At 50.9% G+C, this 23,621-nt stretch carries 18 protein-coding genes and 1 pseudogene; 16 read left to right on the top strand and 3 right to left on the bottom strand.

Going from position 1 to position 23,621, the window contains the following annotated elements:
* The 4 genes and pseudogenes from ACTQ3A_RS10460 to ACTQ3A_RS10475 form a co-directional block, all read left to right on the top strand.
* A pseudogene (locus ACTQ3A_RS10460) lies at positions 1-298 on the top strand (hypothetical protein); the annotation flags it as partial.
* Between the two features lie 405 nt (positions 299-703).
* Positions 704-1,147, top strand: coding sequence for an Hsp20/alpha crystallin family protein (locus tag ACTQ3A_RS10465; protein WP_441101142.1), 444 nt, complete (start codon positions 704-706; stop codon positions 1,145-1,147).
* 444 nt (positions 1,148-1,591) lie between these two features.
* Positions 1,592-2,482, top strand: a complete 891-nt coding sequence (locus ACTQ3A_RS10470) for a sigma-70 family RNA polymerase sigma factor (protein WP_441494827.1) — start codon at positions 1,592-1,594, stop codon at positions 2,480-2,482.
* A gap of 674 nt (positions 2,483-3,156) precedes the next feature.
* Entirely contained in the window at positions 3,157-4,134 is a 978-nt protein-coding gene (locus tag ACTQ3A_RS10475; protein WP_441494826.1) for a hypothetical protein, read from the top strand.
* Between the two features lie 271 nt (positions 4,135-4,405).
* Here ACTQ3A_RS10475 and ACTQ3A_RS10480 read toward each other — a convergent pair whose 3' ends face one another.
* Positions 4,406-5,923, bottom strand: coding sequence for a chromate transporter (locus tag ACTQ3A_RS10480; protein WP_441494825.1), 1,518 nt, complete (start codon positions 5,921-5,923; stop codon positions 4,406-4,408).
* A 240-nt stretch (positions 5,924-6,163) separates the two neighbouring features.
* Between ACTQ3A_RS10480 and ACTQ3A_RS10485 the strand changes: the two genes are divergently transcribed.
* From ACTQ3A_RS10485 to ACTQ3A_RS10525, 9 genes are all read left to right on the top strand, one after another.
* The gene (locus ACTQ3A_RS10485) at positions 6,164-8,095 is read left to right on the top strand and encodes an adenylyl-sulfate reductase subunit alpha (RefSeq protein WP_441494824.1); all 1,932 of its coding nucleotides are present in this window, start codon (positions 6,164-6,166) and stop codon (positions 8,093-8,095) included.
* Positions 8,092-8,409, top strand: a complete 318-nt coding sequence (locus ACTQ3A_RS10490) for a 4Fe-4S dicluster domain-containing protein (RefSeq protein WP_441101136.1) — start codon at positions 8,092-8,094, stop codon at positions 8,407-8,409. Before ACTQ3A_RS10485 ends, ACTQ3A_RS10490 begins: the two co-directional genes overlap by 4 nt.
* A gap of 196 nt (positions 8,410-8,605) precedes the next feature.
* Positions 8,606-9,508: a sulfate adenylyltransferase subunit CysD gene (gene cysD / locus ACTQ3A_RS10495; RefSeq protein WP_441101135.1), complete on the top strand. Its 903-nt coding sequence runs from the start codon at positions 8,606-8,608 to the stop codon at positions 9,506-9,508.
* On the top strand, positions 9,508-11,193 hold the full coding sequence (locus ACTQ3A_RS10500; protein WP_441494823.1) for a sulfate adenylyltransferase subunit 1: 1,686 nt from the start codon (positions 9,508-9,510) through the stop codon (positions 11,191-11,193). The genes cysD and ACTQ3A_RS10500 overlap by 1 nt, the downstream gene beginning before the upstream one ends.
* Positions 11,194-11,443: 250 nt before the next feature.
* A complete protein-coding gene (locus tag ACTQ3A_RS10505; RefSeq protein ID WP_441101133.1) occupies positions 11,444-11,797 on the top strand; it encodes a type II toxin-antitoxin system RelE/ParE family toxin in 354 nt (117 codons plus the stop codon).
* A complete protein-coding gene (locus tag ACTQ3A_RS10510) occupies positions 11,794-12,087 on the top strand; it encodes a helix-turn-helix domain-containing protein (RefSeq protein WP_441101132.1) in 294 nt (97 codons plus the stop codon). The genes ACTQ3A_RS10505 and ACTQ3A_RS10510 overlap by 4 nt, the downstream gene beginning before the upstream one ends.
* Before the next feature lie 996 nt (positions 12,088-13,083).
* Entirely contained in the window at positions 13,084-14,490 is a 1,407-nt protein-coding gene (gene mgtE, locus ACTQ3A_RS10515; protein ID WP_441101131.1) for a magnesium transporter, read from the top strand.
* Between the two features lie 14 nt (positions 14,491-14,504).
* Positions 14,505-16,619 carry a 1,4-alpha-glucan branching protein GlgB gene (glgB, locus tag ACTQ3A_RS10520; RefSeq protein WP_441494822.1) on the top strand — a complete coding sequence of 705 codons (2,115 nt, stop codon included), beginning with the start codon at positions 14,505-14,507 and terminating at the stop codon, positions 16,617-16,619.
* 329 nt (positions 16,620-16,948) lie between these two features.
* On the top strand, positions 16,949-18,751 hold the full coding sequence (locus tag ACTQ3A_RS10525) for an ammonium transporter (protein ID WP_441494821.1): 1,803 nt from the start codon (positions 16,949-16,951) through the stop codon (positions 18,749-18,751).
* Between the two features lie 149 nt (positions 18,752-18,900).
* Here ACTQ3A_RS10525 and ACTQ3A_RS10530 read toward each other — a convergent pair whose 3' ends face one another.
* Positions 18,901-19,458, bottom strand: a complete 558-nt coding sequence (locus tag ACTQ3A_RS10530; protein WP_441494820.1) for a DUF1836 domain-containing protein — start codon at positions 19,456-19,458, stop codon at positions 18,901-18,903.
* Positions 19,459-19,936: 478 nt separating this feature from the next.
* On the opposite strand from ACTQ3A_RS10530, the gene ACTQ3A_RS10535 reads away from it, so the two are divergent.
* From ACTQ3A_RS10535 to ACTQ3A_RS10545, 3 genes are all read left to right on the top strand, one after another.
* Positions 19,937-20,788, top strand: a complete 852-nt coding sequence (locus ACTQ3A_RS10535) for a DegV family protein (protein WP_441494819.1) — start codon at positions 19,937-19,939, stop codon at positions 20,786-20,788.
* A 208-nt stretch (positions 20,789-20,996) separates the two neighbouring features.
* On the top strand, positions 20,997-21,386 hold the full coding sequence (locus ACTQ3A_RS10540; RefSeq protein WP_441101126.1) for a hypothetical protein: 390 nt from the start codon (positions 20,997-20,999) through the stop codon (positions 21,384-21,386).
* A gap of 110 nt (positions 21,387-21,496) precedes the next feature.
* The gene (locus ACTQ3A_RS10545) at positions 21,497-22,282 is read left to right on the top strand and encodes a thymidylate synthase (protein ID WP_441101125.1); all 786 of its coding nucleotides are present in this window, start codon (positions 21,497-21,499) and stop codon (positions 22,280-22,282) included.
* Between the two features lie 167 nt (positions 22,283-22,449).
* Here the strand turns inward: ACTQ3A_RS10545 and ACTQ3A_RS10550 are convergent, their stop codons facing one another.
* Positions 22,450-23,268 carry a histidinol-phosphatase HisJ family protein gene (locus tag ACTQ3A_RS10550; RefSeq protein WP_441494818.1) on the bottom strand — a complete coding sequence of 273 codons (819 nt, stop codon included), beginning with the start codon at positions 23,266-23,268 and terminating at the stop codon, positions 22,450-22,452.
* Positions 23,269-23,621: the final 353 nt, after the last annotated feature.

Here is a 23,621-nt window from a genome sequence, read left to right on the forward strand (position 1 = left end):
AATCAACAAATGGCTCTATCACAGAATACGTATGTGTATATGGAAACAATGGAAGAAACCCAAGACAAAGGTGCGAAATCTGATTAAGATGGGTGTACCCGAGGACTTAGCATGGCAGGCTGGGAACAGCCGAAGAGGCCATTGGTTCACGACGCATACAGTCGCAGTCAATATGGCTATGACAAAAGAAAGACTGATAAACAGTGGCTTCTATGATTTAGCCACGGCCTATCAGTCTGTGCACGTTATCTCAACTATTGAAAGCGCCGTATACCGAACGGTACGTACGGTGTTGTGAGAGGACGGCGGTTAGTCACCGCCTCCTACTCGATTTTACGCGAACAGTGAGCCGCAGCCGAATGCGAAGTATTCGTGTGCGGCGAGCGTCGCGATAGCGAGATAAAACTCGCGCAGCGTGTTTTATCTCGTTTGAAAAGAGCCCGGGTTCCGTGAGCTTTTCCAGTGTCTGGTCAGGAAAAGTAAAAAAATTAGCACTCAACACTTGACATGGCTAACAAATGGTGCTATTACATAATCGTAACAAGAAAGGGTTACATAAGATGAGCTGAAGGGCCGCGGATACAGAGACCCGGAGCGAATCGAAAGACGAAAAGAGCATTAGAGAAAGGCTCAGAAGTTACATGCAGGGTGCTTGAGACGACATCCGGACATGCTTTTATGGTAAAAGGAGGTATGACTTATGATGTATTTACCAAGTTTGTTCGGAGAGGATATGGAAGATATGATGGATGATTTTGATGATGAATTCTTCGGAAAAAGAAATCCGGTGTTCGGGCGTCATGCAAAAAATCTCATGAAGACAGATATTAAGGATCAGAAGGATCATTATGAACTGGACGTAGATCTTCCGGGATGTAAGAAAGAAGATATTGCGCTGACACTCAATGATGGCTATCTGAACATTGCCGCTCAGAAGGGTCTCGGCAAGGAAGAGAAAGATAAAGAAGGCAAGCTGATCAGACAGGAGCGTTACGCAGGCAGTATGGCGAGAAGCTTCTATGTAGGTGAAGGCGTCAAGGAAGAGGACATCGGAGCAAAATTCGAGAACGGTGTTCTGAGAATTACAGTCCCGAAAAAGGAAGAGAAGAAGGCAGTTCCGGAGAAGAAGACAATTGCAATTGAATAACAGCCGATGGAATTCTGGCTGTGTATTCTGTCCGTGCACCGGATGATCAGCCGGGAGGCTGACCGGTCGCAGGTATCAGAACCGCAGCGTATACAAGTTTCGGCGGATAATAAACAGATGCAGCAGAGGAAAAAAATATCTCTGCTGCATTTTTATGTCTCTCGTTCGCGGGGAATATGGGGTTATAATTAAAAGCACAGAATGATAATAAAAACGCAGGGCGATAATAAAAGTATGGGTTTATAATAATAAGCAGAGAATAAATCTATTCAGAAGGAGGATAAATCTATTCAGAAAGAGAATGAATCTATTCAGAAGGAGAATATATCCGTTTCACGCAAGAAAGCGTTCATTGCCAGGTGGAGCAGTAACAGAGAACAGGGTCCGAAGATAAGGCGGAATTCGGCTTGTCTTCGGCAGATATGAAGAAAGCCGACAGGATATGTGGGACGAAATCAGGGAGTAAAGGATATGGGAGAGGACAGGGATTTCACGGATAATCAAAAGGAAGAAAAGCAGCTGACGGAGAGCCTGGAGAAGATGAACCGGGAGAACACGGAGCTGTGCCGCAGAATTCAGAAGGGTGATGTGTCTGCCCAGGAGGAGCTCTGTGAGAAGAACAGAAAACTGGTAGACAAATACGCCTGGTCGTATCACAAGTATTACGGGAATGACCTGGATTTTGAGGACATTGAGAACATGGGGCTTACAGGCCTTCTGCATGCGGCGGAGAAGTACGATCCGGAGAAGGGCGCGTCCTTCAGCACATACGCGACCTTCTGGATACGCCAGTCGATCGTCCGGGGAATCATGGAATCAGGATTTTCGGTCCGGATTCCGGTGCATGTGTTCTCGGCAGTGTCGAAGGCATCCGCGATCGACAGCAGGCTCTCTCAGGAAGGCGTGGATGATCCGGACAAGCGCAGGGCAATGGTTGCAAAGGAAATGAAAATTCCGGAGGAAAAGGCGGCGTACTATCTGTCTCTGAAGCAGGATTTTTTCACAATGCCTTCTCTGAACAATCCGGTCGGCGACGATGGCGAGACGGAACTGGGGGATATGGTGACCGGTGATGATCATCTTTCAGTGGAGGATGCCGTCGTGCAGTCGGACATCTACAATCGTCTGGATGAAATCGTAGGTACTTTGTCCGATCGGGAACAATATGTCCTTAAGCGCAGGTTCGGACTGGATGGAAATGAGGTGCAGACGCTGGATGAAATCGGAAAGCAGCTGGGAGTCACAAGAGAACGGGTGCGTCAGATCGAGGCAAAAGCGATCCGGAAGCTCCGCGCGCCAAAGACGATGCTGAAGCTGAAGGATGCGGAGTCATAAGAAGAATTTCTGAAGCAGAAGTAAGGCGGAGAATTGCGTCACGAGACAGAGCAAAATGTGAGAAAATAAAAACAGAACATAGCACAGAAAAACCAGAAGATAACACAGGAAAAACAGAATAAACACAGAATAAAAAAGAAAAGGAGAATGCCGCGTGGGACATTCTCCTTTTCTTTTTTAAATGAGGGGGAGATAGTGAGTGGTTAATCAACTATCTGAGTAAAAATATACGTGGAAGTTGTGATTAAAATGTGGTGGCTGTCTAAAGAAAATATAAACTTTATCCATTTCAATTTGAGAGACCCGCAAAGTGGAGCCTTCCAGTATTCGGGGCAATGTTGATTTTGGTGCCTTGATTTCGCTTCCGCAGTCATGCTGCCGGTTGAAGGGGTTGAGGTTGAGAAATCGACAGATAAAATGTATAGTAAGATCAGATCCGATATCAGGGACAGCAGGTATTTTCCTGAAGTGATGCGCGAATATACAGCCTGTTGAGCGGATCTTCCGGGCTACACGCGCGGCTTGCAGAGTCTGCTGAGCGGATCTTCCGGGCTACACGCGCGGCTTGCAGAGTCTGCTGAGCGGATCTTCCGGGTGACAGGCGTAACTAACTGTTGAGTTTACGGGGCTTCCACTCCGGGGAATGATGAAGAAGAAGCTGAGAGGAACGGGCGATGGATGATTTTTGGGGATGCAGGCATGCACTGTGTCAATACGGGAAGAGACATGGAAGCTACGATGGTCTGGAGGAGATCTCACTGGACAAGGTCGGAGTAAGGGTAGAAAATCACTATTTTATGTATGGAGATTATGTTATCACCGTTGAGGAAAGCATTCGGGAAGCGGATTTGGCGCGGTCTTACAGTGCCTGGATCTCGGAGGATTCCTATTCGGAGGTGCGGCAGTATGTGATCGGTTATCGTCCGCTTTCGGGATTTGAAAAAACAGGGCATGATTACCGGGAATTTATCCGGGAGTCTGTTCTTCAGGATAACAATATTCCCCGTGCGATCCGGAAGCTGAACGCGAAGCTTAGGCGTTTGAATGAGGAAACCTGGGAGAATGACGAGCGGGAGAATGAAGTATATCGTCTCTACGCTGCGCTCCGTGACACCAACGGGGATATTCTCGGATGCTGCCCGGTAGCTTTGATGGATTCTGAGGAGAAAGCAGGTGCGATTGGTGAGTTTCTGCGGTCTCATCAACTGCTTCCGGCAAAAGCATGGGATTTATATCGGGCGTCGCGGGACGCATCGGTTGAATATCGAGCGGCGAGGCTGACCGAGGAGGATATTCCAGAGTACTGGTGCGGGACCGATGAAAAGGTCGTCTTCAGTGCCTGTCTGTTTCGAGACTGTAACGGGAGCCCGGAGGATCAGGAATTATACGGCATCAAGCCGGAGTGTAGAATCGACACTGCCTCCTCCCGTGGAACGGTCGCTTATGTCCGTGGAAGAGAACTGGCGGGTGAGATCTGCGGCCTGATGAATGTGATGTCGCTGTATCCCATTGAGATGTATACGGAATTTGATTCGCCGGAACATACGATGACTGCGGGCATCCGGCGGATCGGGCCCGGAGAGGTGCCGGAGGCGGAGGAAAAACTTCAGAACGGGATTGTGCTTGAGATCATATCGAGCTGGAGAATGTGAGAAATCCACAGATGTTTTTCTCGTTTGGGAAAACATCTGTGGATTTTTACGTGAAAATCGGACCTGTAAACTTGCTTGTGTTCGAAGAAAGCAGGCATATCCGGCCACAGCTTCATGCGAGGATCAGAAGAAGCTGGAGCCATGCCTTATGCGGAGATAGCCGCCTGGTTCATGCGAAGAACAGAAGCAGATAGCCGCCTGGTTCATGCGAAGAACAGAAGCAGATAGCCGTCTGGTTTATGCGAGGAACAGAAGCAGATAGCCGCCTGGTTTATGCGAGGAACAGAAGCAGATTGGATGCCACAAGTCCGATGAGGGATGAGGCGGCAATCATGAAAGGGTTGCTTTTCTTCTTCATGAGAGAGAGATTCAGAACGATGATGCCGCAGGTTACGAGAAATACCGGAAGAACGGCTATGCCGATGGAGGCGGCGGTGCTGAGGCTGGTCTGAATCATGGAGCACATGACGTTGAGCAGAAGGCCGGCGATGATGGGACGGATCCAGTGGCCGATTTTCTGAAACACGGTGATGTGCTCCACCGAGTTATAGGCATGATAGACAAGGCAGAATACAAGCCCGGAAGCAACAACGCTGCAGATGAACCCGGCGAATGCTACGGCGATGCCCTGGACGGGTGAACCGTTCAGATTGTAGCCGATATAATATCCCACACCGGTGAGAATTTTGCTGAGAATCGATCCGGGCAATACATTTGCCACAGGAACGAGGAGGGAATAGAATTCCCCGTAGGTGACCATCCCGGAGTTGACAAACAGGCCATCGGCGACCGAGAGATAAGCGTCTCCTCCTCCGAAGGAGATGATAGAAGAAAAAAATCCCCGGATCAGATAGAGAGGCGTTTTTTCGGTCAGAAAGAGAGCGGGCAGTGCACAGACAGCCAGAAGCAGGAGCCAGGCGAGGGTCTCCTTCAGGAAATGCAGAAGATTTTTTCTTCCGGAAAGCAAAGCCCTGTGCGCGCGCAGATCATCCCGGATGCTGAGAATCATTCCTGCGGCTGCGCAGAAATACATAGCAGCAACCAGGATTCTGCGGGGGCCAGCTCCCGGAATGAGGTGAGCATGGCCGGCACTGAGTGCATACAGAGCTACAAGAACGGCAGAAACCGCTGTTTTCCATGGGGTGTTTTTCCCTCCGGTGAAGAGGATCACGAAAAAAGCAAGCCCCAGGATCTGAATGGTAGAGAGTCCGAAGAGATATCTGCCGTTCATAAAGGGGAGATTGCTGAAGGTTTTTCCGCATCCCAGAAAAAACACGGCAAGCATCACAAGGAAGGTTTTTCTGGTGTCGCCGGAGGCTGCATTCTGGGATTCCCGAAGGGTGTTGATGGCGTACAGAAGCAGCAGATAGCTGATAAAAGCACCGACGCCGATCGAAAAGCACTGGATCTCTGTCAGGACCAGGCCATCGGCTCCGGACAGGAGTGCCAGAATCAGCACCGTCAGAAGCGAACCGGGAAGTGCGAGCGCCAGGGCGGCAGAGAGCATCCCGGTGATTCCATAGGCGGAAAGACCGAGACCTGTGGCGATTTCGATGGGAAGAGCTCCCGGGGTGATGCATGCCACGAGAGTATCCTTGTCGTATTCCTTCTGAGTTACCAGCTTTGCGTCCTCGACGATTTCCTTCTCCATGACAGGAATCAGGGCGCATCCGCCACCGAAGCCGAGAAAGCCGATCTTAAAGAGCGAGGAAATCAGGGCCGGAAAATGCTTCCGGTTTCTCTTCGCTGCGGTCTTTCCGGTTTTTGCTTTTGTTTGTATCGCAGACATGGATAATCCTCACTAATTTTTACATGATTTCACATAATTCCTATAGACATGATAGGAAATCTATGCTATGATTCTACGATGAAACAGGCAAAAAATCAATAGAAGAAAGACGAAACAGATAAAAAGTCGAAATCAGCAGCCGGAAGTCAATACAGAGAAAAGGCAAGATCATCGAATCATTGAAAATATGAACAGGAGAATCGCAGACAATGGCATCGCGCACACGCACAGGAGTATCAAATGAAGATTGAAAGAATCAATGCAGATGTACTGATTATCGGAGGCGGTACCGCGGGCTGTTATGCCGCGCTTACTCTGGCGGATCGGAATCCGGAGCTCCGGGTTGTGATTGCGGAGAAGGCAAATATCCGGAGAAGCGGATGCCTCGCTGCGGGTGTCAACGCATTGAACGCGTATATTACGAAAGGGCACACGCCACAATTTTATGTGGACTACGCGCTGAAGGATGCGCACGGCATTGCGCGGGAGGATCTGCTGCTGACCATGAGCGAGAATCTCAATGAGGTGACCGCGAAGATGGAGCAGCTTGGGCTGGTGATTCTGAAGGATGAGAACGGCGAGTACGTGAGCCGCGGCAACCGGAACATCAAGATCAACGGGGAGAACTTCAAGCCGCTTCTGGCGGACGCGGTCAGAAAGCTGCCGAATGTTTCCGTGTACAACAATATTAATATCGTAGATCTTCTCCGGGATGAGAAAAGCGGCAGAGTTACCGGGGCCTTCGGACACGGTGTCAAGGAGGAAGTGATCTGCTTCTTTTCCGCGGATGCCACGCTGATTGCAACAGGAGGGGCGTCCGGCATCTACCGGCCGAACAATCCGGGATTTTCCAGACATAAGATGTGGTACAGTCCTTTCAATACCGGTGCCGGATATGCGATGGGAATCCGGGCGGGTGCGGAAATGACGACCTTCGAGATGCGATTTATCGCTCTTCGCTGCAAGGATACCATCGCGCCAACCGGTACGCTGGCGCAGGGAGTCGGCGCAAAGCAGATCAATGCCCTTGGTGAGGTGTATGAGAATAAATACGGACTGACCACCTCTCAGAGGGTATGGGGAACGGTAGAGGAGAATAAGGAGGACCGCGGACCCTGTTATCTCCGGACTAAGGGAATCAGCAGATCACAGACGGAGGATCTGGAGAAGGCATATCTGAACATGGCTCCTTCACAGACGCTGAAGTGGGTGGCGAGAGGCAAGGGACCGGATGAAGAGAACGTGGAGATCGAGGGGACAGAACCCTATGTTGTCGGAGGGCATACCGCGAGTGGCTTTTGGATCGACGACGGAAGACGGACAACGGTTCCGGGACTCTACGCTGCCGGAGATGTGGCGGGCGGCTGTCCGCAGAAATATGTGACCGGTGCTCTCGCGGAAGGAAAACTGGCAGCCTTGTCCATACTCAGGGATCTGAAGTCTCTGCGGGCGAAGATGAATCCCTGTGAAGAAATGAGGGTGACCGTAGGAAAGGATTCTCACCGTACCAATGAAAGTATAACAGAGGGCGGAATAACAGAAGGCCGGGACAGCATCAACACGGTGATACATCCGGCGTGGGATACGCTCACAGACGCCCGGATCCGCAGTGCCGTGAAGGAAATCGAGTCGCACTATACCGACGGGCAGCCAACATCCGGATATACCCCGGAGCAGCTTGAGGCAGATATGCAGGAGGTGATGGACCGCTATGCCGGAGGAATCAGCGAAAGCTACGCGTTTACAGAGGAATCTCTTGCGGAGGCGGACCGGAGGATCGACGGACTGATGCGGAGAGCCGGGGAGATCCGGGTGAACCGGCCCATGGATCTCGCGCATTATTTAGAGACGCGGGAGAGACTTCTCGTGGCGAAGGTGCTGATTGCGCACCTCGGCGCCAGAAAGGAGACCCGCTGGCATTGTTTTGCCGAGAATGAGAGCCATCCCGACAGAGACGATGAGAACTGGCTGAAATTTGTGAATTCCGTCTATGAGGATGGCAGAGTTCGGATGATTTTCCACCCGATCCGGACCGGAATCCGTGATTTCACCGTGGGAACCGGAGAAGAACCGGAAGCGGGAGTCGCGGAAGAACCGGAAGCGGGAATTGAAGCAGAAGCCACGGAAGGAACCGGATGGAGACAGCTGTTCGGAGAGGAGGCGGCAAGATGAGTATTCGAATCAATGACAGGTGCATCGGATGCGGCCGCTGTGCCGATGTCTGTCCCGGAAGCCTGATTGATGTCATCGGTAAAAAGGCAGTGATGCAGTATCCGGAGGACTGCTGGGGCTGCGTGTCCTGCGTAAAGGAATGTCCGGTCCGGGCCATTGAATTTTTCCTCGGAGAGGACATCGGCGGAGGTTCAGCCTACATGCAGGTGGAGCGGGAAGGAAAGCTTCTGAACTGGAAGTTCTATGATTCGGATCACCGGGAAAAGCCCATCCGCACCATCACCGTGGACAGTACAGATTCCAACAAATACTGAGCAATACAGATCAGGTCAGAACGCGACCCGGTTATAAAGAATCAGGCTGCAGCACGACCCGGTTATAAAGAATCAGGTCACAACGCGACCCGGTTATAAAGGATCAGGCTGCAGCACGACCTTTTAATAAATAATCAGGTTGTAACCCGACTAAGGCATACATCGACCAAGTCATAATAGGAAAGGATGAAATATCATGAGTAATCTTTCGCATCTGGACGCCCTGGAGGCAGAGTCCATCTACATTATCCGCGAGGTCGCGGCAGAGTGTGAGAAACCGGTCATGCTTTATTCCATCGGCAAGGACTCCTCTGTCATGCTTCACCTGGCAATGAAAGCCTTTTACCCGGCAAAGCCGCCGTTCCCGTTCCTCCATGTCAACACGACCTGGAAGTTCAAGGAAATGATCAAGTTCCGTGATGAGACGGCGAAGAGACTGGGCATCGACATGATTGAGTACATCAATCAGGACGGCGTGAAGCGGGGAGTCAATCCCTTCGATTACGGGTCATCCTACACGGACATCATGAAGACGCAGGCTCTGAAGCAGGCACTGAAGAAATACGGATTCACCGCGGCCTTCGGCGGCGGACGCCGTGACGAGGAGAAAAGCCGCGCGAAGGAGAGGATTTTTTCCTTCAGGAATGAGGCGCAGGCATGGGATCCGAAGAACCAGCGTCCGGAGATGTGGAAGCTGTACAACACAGAGATCCGGAAGGGAGAATCCATCCGTGTATTCCCGATCTCAAACTGGACGGAGGCAGATATCTGGGAGTATATCAAGCGGGAAAATATTCCGATTGTGCCGCTGTATTATGCTGCCGTGCGGCCATGCGTCGAGCGCGACGGACAGCTGATCATGGTGGACGATGACCGCATGCGTCTGAAACCGGGCGAAAAGCCGATGATGAAGAAAATCCGTTTCCGCACGCTCGGATGCTATCCTCTGACCGGAGGATTCGAGTCCGATGCCGACACACTTGACAAAATTATTGCGGAAACACTGTCTTCGGTAGAATCCGAGAGAACCACCCGTGTCATCGATAAGGACGGCGGAGAGGCCAGTATGGAAAAACGTAAGAGAGAGGGGTACTTCTGATGAGCGATCTTTTGAAATTTATCACATGCGGCAGCGTTGATGACGGAAAATCCACACTGATCGGACATATTCTCTATGACTCGAAGCTTCTGTACGCGGATCAGGAGAAGGCTCTTCTCCTGGACTCCAAGGTCGGATCCACGGGAGGCGACATCGATTACTCCCTTCTTCTGGACGGCCTGATGGCAGAGCGGGAGCAGGGAATTACCATCGACGTGGCATACCGCTATTTCACCACAGATAAGCGTTCCTTTATCGTTGCGGACACGCCGGGACATGAGGAGTATACAAGGAACATGGCTGTCGGCGCTTCCTTTGCGGATCTCGCCGTCATCCTGATTGACGCCACACAGGGAGTTCTGGTGCAGACGCGCCGTCACGCGAGAATCTGCGCGCTGATGGGAATTCACTATTTTGTATTCGCTGTCAACAAAATGGACCTCGCCAATTACAGCAAGGAGCGCTTCGACGAGATCACCGAACAGATTCATGTGCTGGCAAATGAGCTTCACCTCCGCAATGTGCAGATCATTCCGGTGTCCGCAACGAAGGGCGACAACATCACGAAGAAGTCCGCAAACATGCCCTGGTATGAAGGCCCGGCGATTCTCGAATATCTGGAGAATGTCGATGTAACAGAGAGGGGACACGAAGAGGGATGCTACATGCCGGTGCAGCGTGTCAATCGTCCGGATCATACCTTCCGGGGATTTCAGGGACAGATTGAGGCGGGAACCGTCCGGATCGGAGATGAGCTCACGGTTCTTCCGTCCGGTGAGAAGGCAGAGGTGGAGCACATTCTGATCGGAGACAAGGACGCCGAATCCGCAGACGAGGGCCGTCCGGTGACCATCTGCCTGAACCGGGAAATCGATATTTCCAGAGGCTGTGTGCTGGAGAAGGACAGCAAGATTGCCGTATCCAAGGTCTTTGACGCGACCCTTCTGTGGATGGATGACGCAAGGCTGGCGGACGGAGAGGATTTCTTCGTCAAACTTGGAACCAAGAAAATCGGCGGTTTTATCCGCAGGATTTTGTACAAGACGGATATCAACAGCGGCGAGCAGGTGAAGGCGGACACGCTGGAGAAAAATGAGATCGCGCTCTGCGAGATCGTCCTGGATGAGGCGATCCCGATGGATTTGTTCCGCAACCACAAGACCATGGGCGAGCTGATCCTCATTGACCGGATCAGCAATATGACGGCAGCCTGCGGCGTTGTGGAAAAACTTGTGAATGAGGAAGATACCGGCGTCAGAATCTCCGGCGGAGATATCACCGCAAGAGTGAACGTATTCGACGAATTTTTCTTCAACGAGAAGCATGACGCAATCGAGAATATGGGCGTCGAGGAGAAGGAATACGAGGTTGGAGATTCCTTCCCGGTCAAGGGTGAAAGCTACGAGTACCCGAACTATTTCGACATTCTGTCCGTGGATTCCGGCGCGTACGTGCAGATCCGCGATGACAGAGTGGCTGAGGTCGGCCCCATTGAGAATTACAGATACACCGGACTTCCTGCGGTGAATGCGAACGGTTTCGCGGTAGGAATCTCAAGTCAGAAGGATTTCGAAAACTTCCTGAAAGACCGGAAGAGCATGGACCGTCAGGAGTTCAACGCGAAATGGCTTACCTTTGAGACATACCGTCGGATTATCTTTACCGGAAATTCGTGGAGCATCTGAAACAATTGTTCAAATGAATCATAGCTTTTATGATCCCGCCAGGCGCTTACAGGGCCGGGCGGGATTTGTCTGTCTCTGAGCCTGACAATTGCGGCCTTTGATTGTCTGCGATTTTGCGAGAAACGATTGTGATTGCGTTGAAACAATTGCGGCAGAACGCTGGATTGATTTTTGGCACAATAATCAGATTATGGTTGACAGGAATACAGACAATATTTTATGCTATATATAGCATAAAGGAGGGGGAGGTTTGTTTAGCGTTAATTTCTATCGTGAAGAAGATGGAAGTAAGCCCGTAGGTGAGTTCATTCGTTCATTAGACACAAAAATGAAAGCAAAAGTAGTGTCGGATTTGCACCGGTTGGAAATGCTTGGCAATGAAGCCAGAGCTCCGCTGAGCAAATTCCTGGAAGACGATATTTTTGAACTGCGTTCTGTGTCGGGAAGCAACATTGTGAGGATTCTTTATTTTTTCGACGAAGATGAGATAATTATTGCCACAAATGGATTTGTGAAAAAACAGCAGAAGACGCCGCGCAGCGAAATTTTGCTAGCAAAGCAAAGAAGAGCAATTTATATGGCCGGGAAGGAGGACATACGATGAGTGATTTACAGGAATTGACCAATGAATTAATGCAGGATGCTGAGTTTAAGAAAGAATATGAAGCACTTCAGCCGGAAAGAGATATTACTATGTCCCTGATCCAGGCGAGAAAAGAAGCGGGACTGACCCAGGAAGAGCTGTCTAAGAAAACCGGAATCAGTCAGGCGGATATCAGTCGTCTGGAAAATGGCACCCGTAATCCCAGTCTGGCATTGTTGAATCGTATTGCAGAGGCGGTAAATGCGACTCTTCGAATCGAATTTGTCCCAAACAAGAGAGTCGCTAAGTAATACGCTGAGCTGCCTGATAACATCAGTTCGTATACCTTGTAGAGGCAGGATAACTGAAGTCAATAAGAACCAAATCATATCAAATACATAACCTAAATGGGATAGAATCTAAATTCCATTTTCGAGCCGGAACGGCTGCAATTGTGTCAGAACGGACTTTACAAACAAAATGGCAGGTGTTACAGTTAATGCGATTGATAAATTTTTTATAAAATCTATCCGAAAATCTATCCGATGGATGGTTCGGCTTTTCTACTTAAAAGGGAAAAGCTGTGGGTCTGGCGGGTTAACAAAGAAAAGAGGTGGAGCAGATGGAAGGCTGTGATGGTGAAGGCCGAAGTCCTTATCACATACCGAAGGAATTGCAGATCTTGAGGAATGCAAGTCACAACGGGCAGCCGGAAGCTGTTCTTTCTTTTTTGTGCTTTTCATATCCTCTGTTTTTTTGAGTTTTCATTTCTGATCTGCAATTCATTTTCGTATTCATCCAAAAAGACATTTAATTTCATACAAAACCGCAGCGCAGAGAAAATGTATCAGTGGAATTGTCTGAATGACGGCTGAATCGGAGCCCGGACCTGATTGGAGTGTCGGCTGAGTCAGAGCACGGATTTCAATTCCGATTTCTTTCAGGGCCCCTGGTGCAGGAACATTGCTGTCGAACGGAAGGTCTCCGGGGATTGCGTTTGGAACATCGGGTGAAACGCTTCGCCGGTACGAGCGTGCGTGAGAGCAGCTGTGCATGAGATCGCGCATGACAGGCGGCGCGTGAGGACGATGTGCGTGAGAGCAACTGCGCATGAGAAGGATCGCGCATGATAGGTGGCGCGTGAGGACGATGTGCGTGAGAGCAGCTGTGCATGAGATTGTGCGTGACAGGCGGCGCGTGAGGACGATGTGCGTGAGAGCAACTGCGCATGAGAAGGATCGCGCATGACAGGTGGCGAGTGAGGATGACTGTGTATGAGAGAGCTGCGGATTGGGAAAGGGGAAGGAATGAGCAGAGAGGAAAAAAAGACAGAGATGACTGCTACCGGATATGAGAAGGAAATTCTGGATGTCATCCGCAGCAAGAATTCTCCGAGAGTGATCCGGGACAGGCTGCAGGATTATCACGCGAACGATATCGCGACGGTTCTTCCGGAGCTGGATAAAAGAGAGCGGCTGTCGCTGTACCGCATCATGCGTACAGAGGATCTGGCGGAGATGCTGGAATATACCGACGAGGATGCCGAGGAATATCTGAATGAGATGGATCCGAAGAGGGCGGCTACGGTTCTGGAGGAGATGGAGCCGGCGACGGCAGCGGATATTCTGAAGAACAGCGATTCACAGCAGAAAAGAGCCTGGCTGGAGCTGATGGATCCGGAGTCGAGAGAGTCGATTCAGGTGCTGGCTTCCTACGATGAAGACACGATTGCGAGCCGTATGACCACCAATTTTGTCACACTGAACTGCAGTCTGTCCATCAAGGAGGCGATGAGCTCGCTGATTGAGCAGGCGGCAGAGAACGACAACATCTCCGTGATCTATGTGCTGGATGATGATGGTGTGTACTACGGAGCCGTTGATCTGAAGGATCTGATCATCGCGAGGAACGGAACGAGTCTGGAGGATATCACGGCTACTGCATATCCGTATGTGTATGCCGACGAAAAAATTGAAGACTGTCTGGAAAAGATCAAGGACTATTCCGAGGAGTCCATACCGGTTCTGTCGGACGACAACCGCATCCTGGGTGTCATCACCTCGCAGGATGTAGTAGAGGTTGTCGATGACGAGATGGGTGAGGATTACGCAAAGCTCGGTGGTTTGTCCGCGGAGGAGGATCTGGAGGAGCCGGTGAAGCTCAGCGTCAGAAAACGTCTTCCCTGGCTGGTGCTTCTCATGTTTATGGGGATCGGCGTATCTACGGTCGTCGGTCTTTTCGAGACAGTCGTCCAGAAGCTCACCCTGATCATGGCTTTCCAGTCTATGATTCTGGATATGTCCGGTAATGTGGGAACACAGTCGCTTGCCGTTACCATTCGTGTCCTCATGGACGAGCATCTGACCGGAAAGCAGAAGCTTCATCTGGTTGGAAAGGAAATGACCGTGGGATTTTCCAACGGCTTTATTCTGTGTATGGTTTCGTTCGCTGCGATCGGATTGTATATCATGGCGGCGCGGCGCATGCCACCGACTACGGCATTTGCGATCTCGGCCTGTATCGGTCTGTCTCTGCTTCTGGCAATGCTGATTTCAAGCTTTGTAGGAACAGCGGTTCCGATCTTTTTCAATCAGGTCGGGGTGGATCCGGCGGTTGCTTCCGGTCCGCTGATCACAACGCTCACGGACCTTGTCGGAGTTGTAACGTACTACGGACTTTCCTGGATCATGCTGGTCAATGTGCTGCATATGTGAGAGAGGGATAAACAATGGATTTACAGGATTTCTACAACGGAGAGGAATTTAAGGCCTTTGAGTACCTGGGCGCCCAGTGCGGGAAGAAGAACGTGGTATTCCGCACCTATGCGCCGAATGCCGATGCGGTTTCCGTGATCGGCGAGTTCAACGGATGGACGGATACGCCGATGCAGAAGGTGGAAAACGGGCAGTTCTGGGAGGCTGAGGTGGATAACGCCAAGCCGGGACAGATGTATAAGTTCCGGATCTATGGCCCGGACGGGAACTTCATGGACCATGCCGATCCGTATGCTTTTTTTTCGGAGAAGAGACCGGGAACGGCGTCTGTAATCTATGACCGGAAGGGCTATGAATTCCATGACGAGGACTGGATGTGGACCAGAAGAGACCGCACGAAGGAACCGCTGAATATCTATGAGATGCATATGGGTTCCTGGAGGAGGAAGGACGACCCGGAGATCCACGCGAGGGAGCTGGATGAGGCGAAAGCGCAGGGGATTGGCATCGATGTCTCCGACGGGTGGTACACATACGATGAGATTGTGGGCCAGATTATCCCTTATCTGATGGAAAACCATTACAACTATCTGGAGATCATGCCGCTGAACGAGTATCCCGCCGACGAATCCTGGGGCTACCAGTCGCTGGGATTTTTCAGCGCGACATCAAGGTACGGCAATCCGGACGGACTGAAGCGGTTGATCGACACCTGCCATCAGCACGGGATCGGCGTGATTCTGGATGTCATCACCGTGCATTTCGCGGTGAATGATTATGGTCTGTGGAAGTATGACGGAACACCGCTGTATGAGCACGCGTTTGCCGATAAGAGCACCAGCGAATGGGGCAGCTGCAACTTCAACCATTCCAGGGGGGATGTGCGGAGCTTTCTGAATTCCGCAAGCGAATACTGGCTCGCGGACTTCCATTTTGACGGGCTTCGCTTCGACGCGGTGGGAAATCTGATCTACTGGCAGGGGGACGAAAATCTCGGCAGAGACGAGAACGCGATTGTGTTCCTGCAGAATATGAACCGCGGATTGAAGAAGCTTGACGGGAATGTCCTTTTGATCGCGGAGGATTCTTCTGCCTATCCGGGCGTTACAAAGCCCGTGTCGGAGGGAGGACTCGGATTTGACTACAAGTGGGACATGGGATGGATGAACGACACCCTGAATTATTTCCGCACCCCGCCGCAGAACCGTTCCGATGAGTACCATAAACTGACCTTTTCCATGCAGTATTTTTATAATGAAAAATATCTGCTCCCCCTGTCGCATGATGAGGTGGTTCACGGAAAAGCAACCATCATGCAGAAGATGGCAGGCGATTACGCGGACAAGTTCCCGCAGGGAAGAGCGCTGTATCTGTATATGATGACTCATCCGGGCAAAAAGCTCAACTTCATGGGCAATGAGATCGGACAGCTCCGTGAATGGGACGAGAAGCGGGAGCAGGACTGGTTCCTGACGAAGTACCCGATTCATGACGCATATCACAGACTGACGGTTGATATGAACGAGATCTATATGAAGCATTCCGCCTTCTGGCAGAAGGACTATGACCGTCTCGGGTTTCAGTGGATCGAGGCGGATGACACCAGCCAGAGCGTCTATGTGTACCGGAGAACCTCTGACACCGAGGGAATTCTCTGCTTCTTCAACTTCTCCGACAGGGAGCAGACCTATTATTACAGGCCCACAGGCGATGAGAATCTTCATCTGCTGATTGACTCGGACGATTGCATCTATAACGGCACGACGCCGGAAGATAAGCTGGAGAAGCTGATCCGTGTGAGAAAAAAGAACGGAGCCGTGCCGGTGACACTTGCTCCGTATTCGGCAAGGCTTTATCAGGAGGTGATGCCGGCGCTGGATTCGGACGAGAAAAAAGCCGGACAAGCCGGCAGGGCAGGCTCTTCGGGCAGCGGAGCAAAGACAGCAGATCCGGCAGGCGGCAGGACGAAAGCGTCAGGTCAGGCAAAAGGCGGGACGAAAGCAGCGGTTCCGGCGGACGGCAGAGTGAAGGGCGTGAATTCGACAGATCGAGGCACATCGCGGAAAAGCGCGGGCAGGAAATCTCCGCGTACGCATACCGGTCACGGAGAGAGCCGCAAAGATAAGTAAGAAAAAGCAAAAATACGCAAAAAAGGACATCAACAGCAGAAATAAGAGCTGCCTACTTCAAATTAAGCATTTTCAATCTGGGGTAACATGCTTATAATGTGACCATGTACAGAGAGGTACCGATTTGTCGGTATCTCTCTTTTTTTACGCGAACAGTGAGCCGCAGCAGAATGCGAAGTATTCGTGTGCGGCGATCGTCGCGATAGCGAGATATAACTCGCACAGCGTGTTTTATCTCGTTGTATAAGCCCGGGCATGCAGGCCGCGGAGCAGCGGAGCAGCCCGGATAACTTATATCATTCGTTCTGTAGATTTCGGGAGGAGAACATATGGATTACAGTATTACAGACACTTTATGGGTTTTTCTGGCGGCGATCCTCGTATTTTTCATGAATCTTGGGTTTGCTTCCGTTGAGGCTGGCTTCGCCAGATCCAAGAACACGGTAAACATTCTGTCAAAGAACTTTATCGTCTTCGCGATTTCGTCTCTGGGCTTTATTCTTCTGGGATGGGGCCTGATGTTCGGAGGAACCGGCGGGTTTGTCGGAACCTCGCATCTCTGGGTTCTCGGAAACGCGGACCTTTCGTTTTATGACAATACGCTGACCAGCGCGGTTCCGTTCTGGGGCAAGTTCTTCTTCGAGCTTGTATTCTGCGGAACAGCGGCGACGATCGTATCCGGTGCCGTGGCGGAGCGAGTCAAATATGTGTCCTTCATAATTTTTTCCTTTATCCTGACACTGCTGATCTATCCGATCATCGGACACTGGATCTGGGGCGGTGGCTGGCTTGCGCAGATCGGCTTCAAGGATTTCGCCGGTGACACCGTGGTGCATTCTCTCGGAGGATGGTCAGCGCTGAGCGGAGCTCTGATCCTCGGACCCCGTATCGGAAAATATGACAAATATGGCAAACCGAGGGCAATCCCGGGACACAACATGTCTCTGGCGGTTATCGGACTTTTCGTTCTCTGGCTTGGATGGTTCGGTTTCAACCCGGGCTCTACCATGACCTTCCAGAATCCCTCAGATGTCATGCACATCCTTATGACCACAAACTCATCCGCCATCATGGCGGTTCTGACATCCACGATCACAGCATGGATCGTGATCGGCAAGCCGGACCTCGGCATGACGGTTAACGGATGCCTGGCGGGACTTGTAGGAATTACCGCAAGCTGCGCGTATGTAACGGTTGGAGCGTCCATGATCATCGGCGCGATCGCCGGCGTCATCGTGGTATTTGCGGTCGGCTTTTTCGATAAGCTTCATATCGATGATCCGGTCGGCGCGTGCGCGGTTCATCTGTGCAACGGCGTTCTCGGAACGGTGGCGGTTGGCCTGTTCTCCTGCAGGGGAGTCACAACACTTTCCACGGAAAACGGACTGTTCTACGGCGGCGGATTCCATCTGCTCGGGGTAGAACTCCTCGGCATTGTTGCAGTCGGGGCCTTCAGCTTTTTTGCATCGTTTGCGGTGTGGCAGATTCTGAAGCACACCATTGGAATTCGTGTCACGAAGGAGGAAGAGCTTCAGGGTCTGGATATCGGCGAGCATGGAAACATTGCGTATCCGGATTTCGCTCCGGCGACAGCTACTGCCTTCAACACGGAGATTGATGATGACGATGAGAGAAAGTACGGAGGCGGAAAGATTGCGGCTACTATCGGCGGAAGCACACCGGCGGAGATGAAGAAGGCGGCAGGTGCGGAGGCAAGTGTTCAGGAGGCTGTTCCGGTTACAAGAGTGGAGAGAGCCGGCGCGAAGATCACGAAGGTGTCCATTGTGGCCAACCAGACACGGTTCGCGGAGCTGGAGGATGCACTGGAAAATATTGGCATCACCGGAATGACGGTTACCAACGTCTTTGGTCACGGCATGCAGAAGGGACATTCGACCTATTTCCGCGGCGTACCGGTGGAGACGAGACTTCTCCCGAAGATCAAGCTGGATGTGGTCATCTGCAAAGTATCCTCTGAGGAACTGATTGATACCGTTCAGAAGGTATTGTATACCGGCAGATACGGAGACGGAAAGATTTTCCTGTACGATGTCGAGGATGTCGTAAAGATTCGTACCGGGGAGCATGGATATGACGCTCTTCAGGATGATCCGGGAGCGCAGGACGACTGACAAAGGGCAAGAAAGAGATTTTAATATGGAAAAGATCCCGTATCAGCGGATGATGGAATTTTCATCCGAAGATACGGGATCTTTTGTTGCGTCCTTTATTCTGTGTGATTTATTCTATGTTATTTGTGGGGTTCTTTATTCTGTGTCCTTCAGTCGGCATCCTTTGTCTCACCGCCGGCCTTGTTTTCTTCATTTTCCGCCAGCTGGGCGTAGTAAAAGTAGCGGTCCATGTAGATCTTGTGGGAAATCGTGATGACTGTATTGCGAAGCAGGATGTGTCCCTCGGAGTCATCGGTTGATGCAGGTGGAATTCTGTCCTCTGCCCCGGTCATGTGGTGCAGAGCCTCCTCCATCTTTCTGCGGAACTGCTCGTAGGAGTATTCCGTGTCATAATCTTTCTCCTGAATCGCAAGAAGAAAACGTATTTCCTCCAGCGAGAGAACGCATTTGGTAACCGCGATGAAGAACAGAAGGGCAATCTGCTCGCGGTAATACATCTTGTGAATCGGATTCGGTATCAGTTTATGCTTTACATAGTTGCTGACCATGGATACGGTCAGCGGATCATCGCGGATCGGATCCAGATAATCATTGATATATGCGACCACCTGCTTCAGATAGAGTCCGACGTTCGGAATCTGCGTATAAGCAGGCATCTGAAAATTGTTCAGACTTTCTGCAATCTGTTCTTCGCGTGTGGTTGGCATCTGTTTCATCTCCCGGAACTGAATATAAGTGCGACTGGACTAATTTTGCATGCAGCTTTCTGTGCATGCTTCGCATGCCCAAAACTGCCTGCTTGACGACGGCTTTAATGGCAAACTGTATAAGTCCCCGCGTCACGAGAGCTGCTTCGCAGCTTACGTGCCGCTAACAGGTATGAGCACTTTCATGCCGCTTACGCGTCATTTCGTGCTCATACCTGTTTTCGTCGCTAATGTTCTTGCCCATTGGTGAGCAAGCTCCCCATGGGCCAAGAACATTGCGACTGGACTTATACAGTATATTTTATTCTATTGTGTGAGTCAAGTGAACCGCGTGTGCGGTTTTTGAAAAACTTGACAACGGGTATTTGAGAAACTATGATAGGGACAGAACTGGTATTGAGTCAACAGGATACTTTTGCACGGAGGGTGGTGCGAGGGTCTCGTTTGGCGGCCGCGGGGCGGCTGCAGGGAGTGATTTATGCAGGAGAAGATTATTGTAATGGCGGATTCTTGCTGTGATGTCGGCAGGGATTTGCAGGAGAAGTACAACATCCGGGTTTTGCCTGTTCATGTGATTTATCCGGAGAGGGAGTACGAGGATGGTGTGGACATTGATCCGAAGACCATTTATGAGCGTTTTCCGGATGAAATCCCGACGACTTCCATGCCGTCTCCGGGGGAGATCCTGGATTTCCTGGAGAAGCTGAGAGAGGAAGGATATACACACTGCATTTCGGTGAATATCTCCGATCATCTGAGCGGGACGGTCAACAATGTGCAGGCGGTCGCCGGTGAGGTGGAGGGATTGACAACCTATGTGTACAATACAAAGGATATCTCTTTTGGAAGCGGCGTATATGCGGTGTATGCGGCAAAGCTGGTGAAGGAAGGAGTTCCGTTTGACGAAATCTGCAGAAGGATGGAGGAGAAACGTGAGGACTCTCATCTGATGTTCTATATGGACACTCTTGATTACCTGAAAAAGGGCGGACGCATCGGGAATGTCGCGTTCATGATCGCCAATGTGCTTCATATGAAGCCAATCATCGCCTGTGACCCGGACGGAGTGTATTATACCGTGGCGAAAATTCGTGGCGCCAGAAAAGGGAAGCAGAGAGTTATAGACGAAATCGCGAAGAGAGTGGGGGACAGGAAGTGCTGGCTGGCGGTCCTTCACGGAGATGACGAAGAGGAGGGAAAGAGGACGGTTGAGATGATCAAAGAGCGGATCCCTCAGGGAGAGCTGATTTATTTTAACCAGATCAACGCCTCCCTTGCCGTGAACACCGGCCCCGGACTGATCGGAGTTCTTGCCTTTGTGGAGCCATAAGCCCGGCCTGAAAGCACCGCTGCTGCAGTTCAGCGGGGAAAATCGTATAAAAGTGCACTAAAATATCCGCGAATTTCAGTAAATTTGTTTCCAGACAGTGGCTTGACCGTGTGAATCAAACTGCTTATAATATAAGAATAATGTAGCATTAAAGGATAACCGTCAGTCGTCGTGGGGCTGGCGGTCTTTTTTTACAAGGATTCGGAGCATGTGTGAGGAGAAGCTTTTTGACAATCCGAAAGAGGCGAGAGATGCGCTGTATTATTCGATCTATCCGGATCAGAACGGAAAGATCTGGATCAAGTTCTTTGGTATCTTTCGCTACGACTGGAATTTTCCATCCAAACCATGGAAGCTGCAGGAGTATTTCGGTGCGGATTTTGCGTATGAGGATTTCCTGAACATGACTCCTTCGGAGCTGCATGAGAACCTGTCTGAGATCAGGGATACGGTGGGGAACTTCTCGGATGAAGAAGTGCTGTACAGCATGAATCATTTTTTTACAACATACTGCATGCCTCCGGACGCAGGCAGGGTAACGAAAATGCCGCTGGATCATCTCACGGATCGCACGCCCTGCGGTCTGTATGTGACCTGAGCAGGAATTTTGTTCGGCGGAAAATTGTCGGACCGCGCAAGATGGTTTGCGGAAGACAATATTATCATATAGGTTTATTTCAATTGCTATGATTGGGAAAGGAAGGACAGATGACCGATTCGTTATATGATTTCGATATGGATGAGAAGATAGTATACGGAAGAAATCTTCCGGAAGCCTATCACAAGGCACTGCTGGCGCTGGATGAGAGCGGACGTGTGAACGACTGCCCGGACTGGAACTGCCGTCAGAAGGAGCTTTCCATGACCATGTGTGTGGCGGAGCCGCTCAGCGAGCCGATGATTTCCAAGTGCTTTATCGGCGGACCGAAGGAGCTGGAGCAGTACCGTCAGGAGATGCTGTACGGCATCCTGGATTTTGAGGTGGAAAAGGGAAACTGGGTGTATACCTACCATCAGAGATACGCGGACCAGATTCCCTTTATCGTGAGTGAGCTGAAGAGAAATCCCGGCAGCCGCCGCGCGGTTATGACGGTGCGGGACAAGCAGGCCGATATGGGAAGCGATGATCCGGCATGCCTGCAGCACATCCAGTATTTCATCCGGGAGGGCAGGCTTTGCTGCAAGGTTCTGTTTCGGTCCAATGATGCCTGCAAGGCTGCTTACATGAACGCGTTTGCGCTGATCATGCTGCAGAAGATGATCGCGGACGAGCTTGGCGTCGGCGTGGGAAGCTATACACACCGCGCGAACAGCTTCCATTGCTATGACAGGGACTTTGAGCTTCTGGAAGGATATGTAAAGCGTATTCGGAAATCCATCGAGGAGGATGACCCGGATGAAGTGACCTTCGATTACGAGGATGGCTGGGATGAGATGATGGAGGAGGCAAAACCCGCCATCGCGGCACAGGTTGAAGAGCTGAAGCACAACTGAAGTGAAGGATTTTAATGCGCAGAGACACTGGATTCGGTATCCGGTGTCTTTGCTTTTTATTGGGGACTGATGAACAGCCGGCTGCTTGGTGCGGATTGCGCAATTCGTGGAGAGAGAGCCGGCGTCCCGGCGCAGATCCGTAATTTTGTGAAGCGCGATCCGGCTTCTCATCGCAGATCCATTATTCTGTGAAAAGAGGGAGTCCGCTTTTCAAAGGTTGTGAGCTCCCGGAAGCCGCATTCATATGCAATATCCTGTCCGGCTCTGAGAAATGCCCCGACATCTTCGGGCCGGTGGGCGTCGGAGCCAAGCGTGAGAATCCGGCCTCCGCAGTCGTGGTACAGCTTCAGAAGTCTGGGGGTCGGCATGGTGGTCTGCATAGACTGACGGAAGCCGGACAGATTCAGCTCGATCCCACGGTCTCTGCGGATGATGACGCGGTAGAGATTCTCGATCTTCTCGAGAAACTGTTCGATATTCACAGCGAAGCCTGCCTCAGCCATATAACGAAGCGGATAGGTGATGTGGCCGATGACATCATAATCATATTCGGAGGCATATGTCGTGAGAAGATCCAGATACTGATCATAGACCTGAACCGGGTCATGCTTGTGAAAATTGTAATAGTAGACATCCAGATCATTGTCCATCTGGTGCACCGATCCGATAACGAAATCAAGCTCCGGATGATCGGAGAGGAACCTGCGGCCTTCCCGGGGATTTGACATTGGCTGTCCCAGTTCGGCACCGATGACGACCTTCAGCTTTCCGGCATAGCGGTCCTTCGCGTCCAGAAGGTCCGGATACAGATGGCCGCAGTCCAGGATATAGCTGTACTTCTGCAGATGAAAGATGTCCATATGATCGGTAATGGCAAGCTCCGATATGCCACGGTCAATTGCCGCCCGGCACATGGCGTCGATCGTCGCATGGGGAGCGCCGTCAAAGGAAAAACAGGTGTGGGTGTGGTAGTCCGTGAAATACATGATTCAGATTCCCCTTTCTGTGCAGCGGCTGTTCATCAATGCGGAGCATTTGCAATGTATATATTCATGATGCATGTATTCATGATGCATGTATTCGTGATGCATGTATTCGTGATGCGTGTATTCGTGATGCGTGTATTCGTGATGCATGTATTCGTGATGTATGTGTTTGTGATGCATAAGATTGTGATATCTGTATTTATAGCAGTTGTATTCCGTTCGCACAACAGTATAGCATGGATATTCGGCGGTTTGAGAGAAAATCCGAAAAAACAACTACTTGAAGTCAGATTCTGACGAGTTATTTTCGAAGGGATCTCCTATTATGTAAAAGATATTTATCGCACAAACAC

Source organism: Bilifractor sp. LCP21S3_F8 (assembly GCF_052117805.1).
Classification (GTDB): domain Bacteria; phylum Bacillota; class Clostridia; order Lachnospirales; family Lachnospiraceae; genus Bilifractor.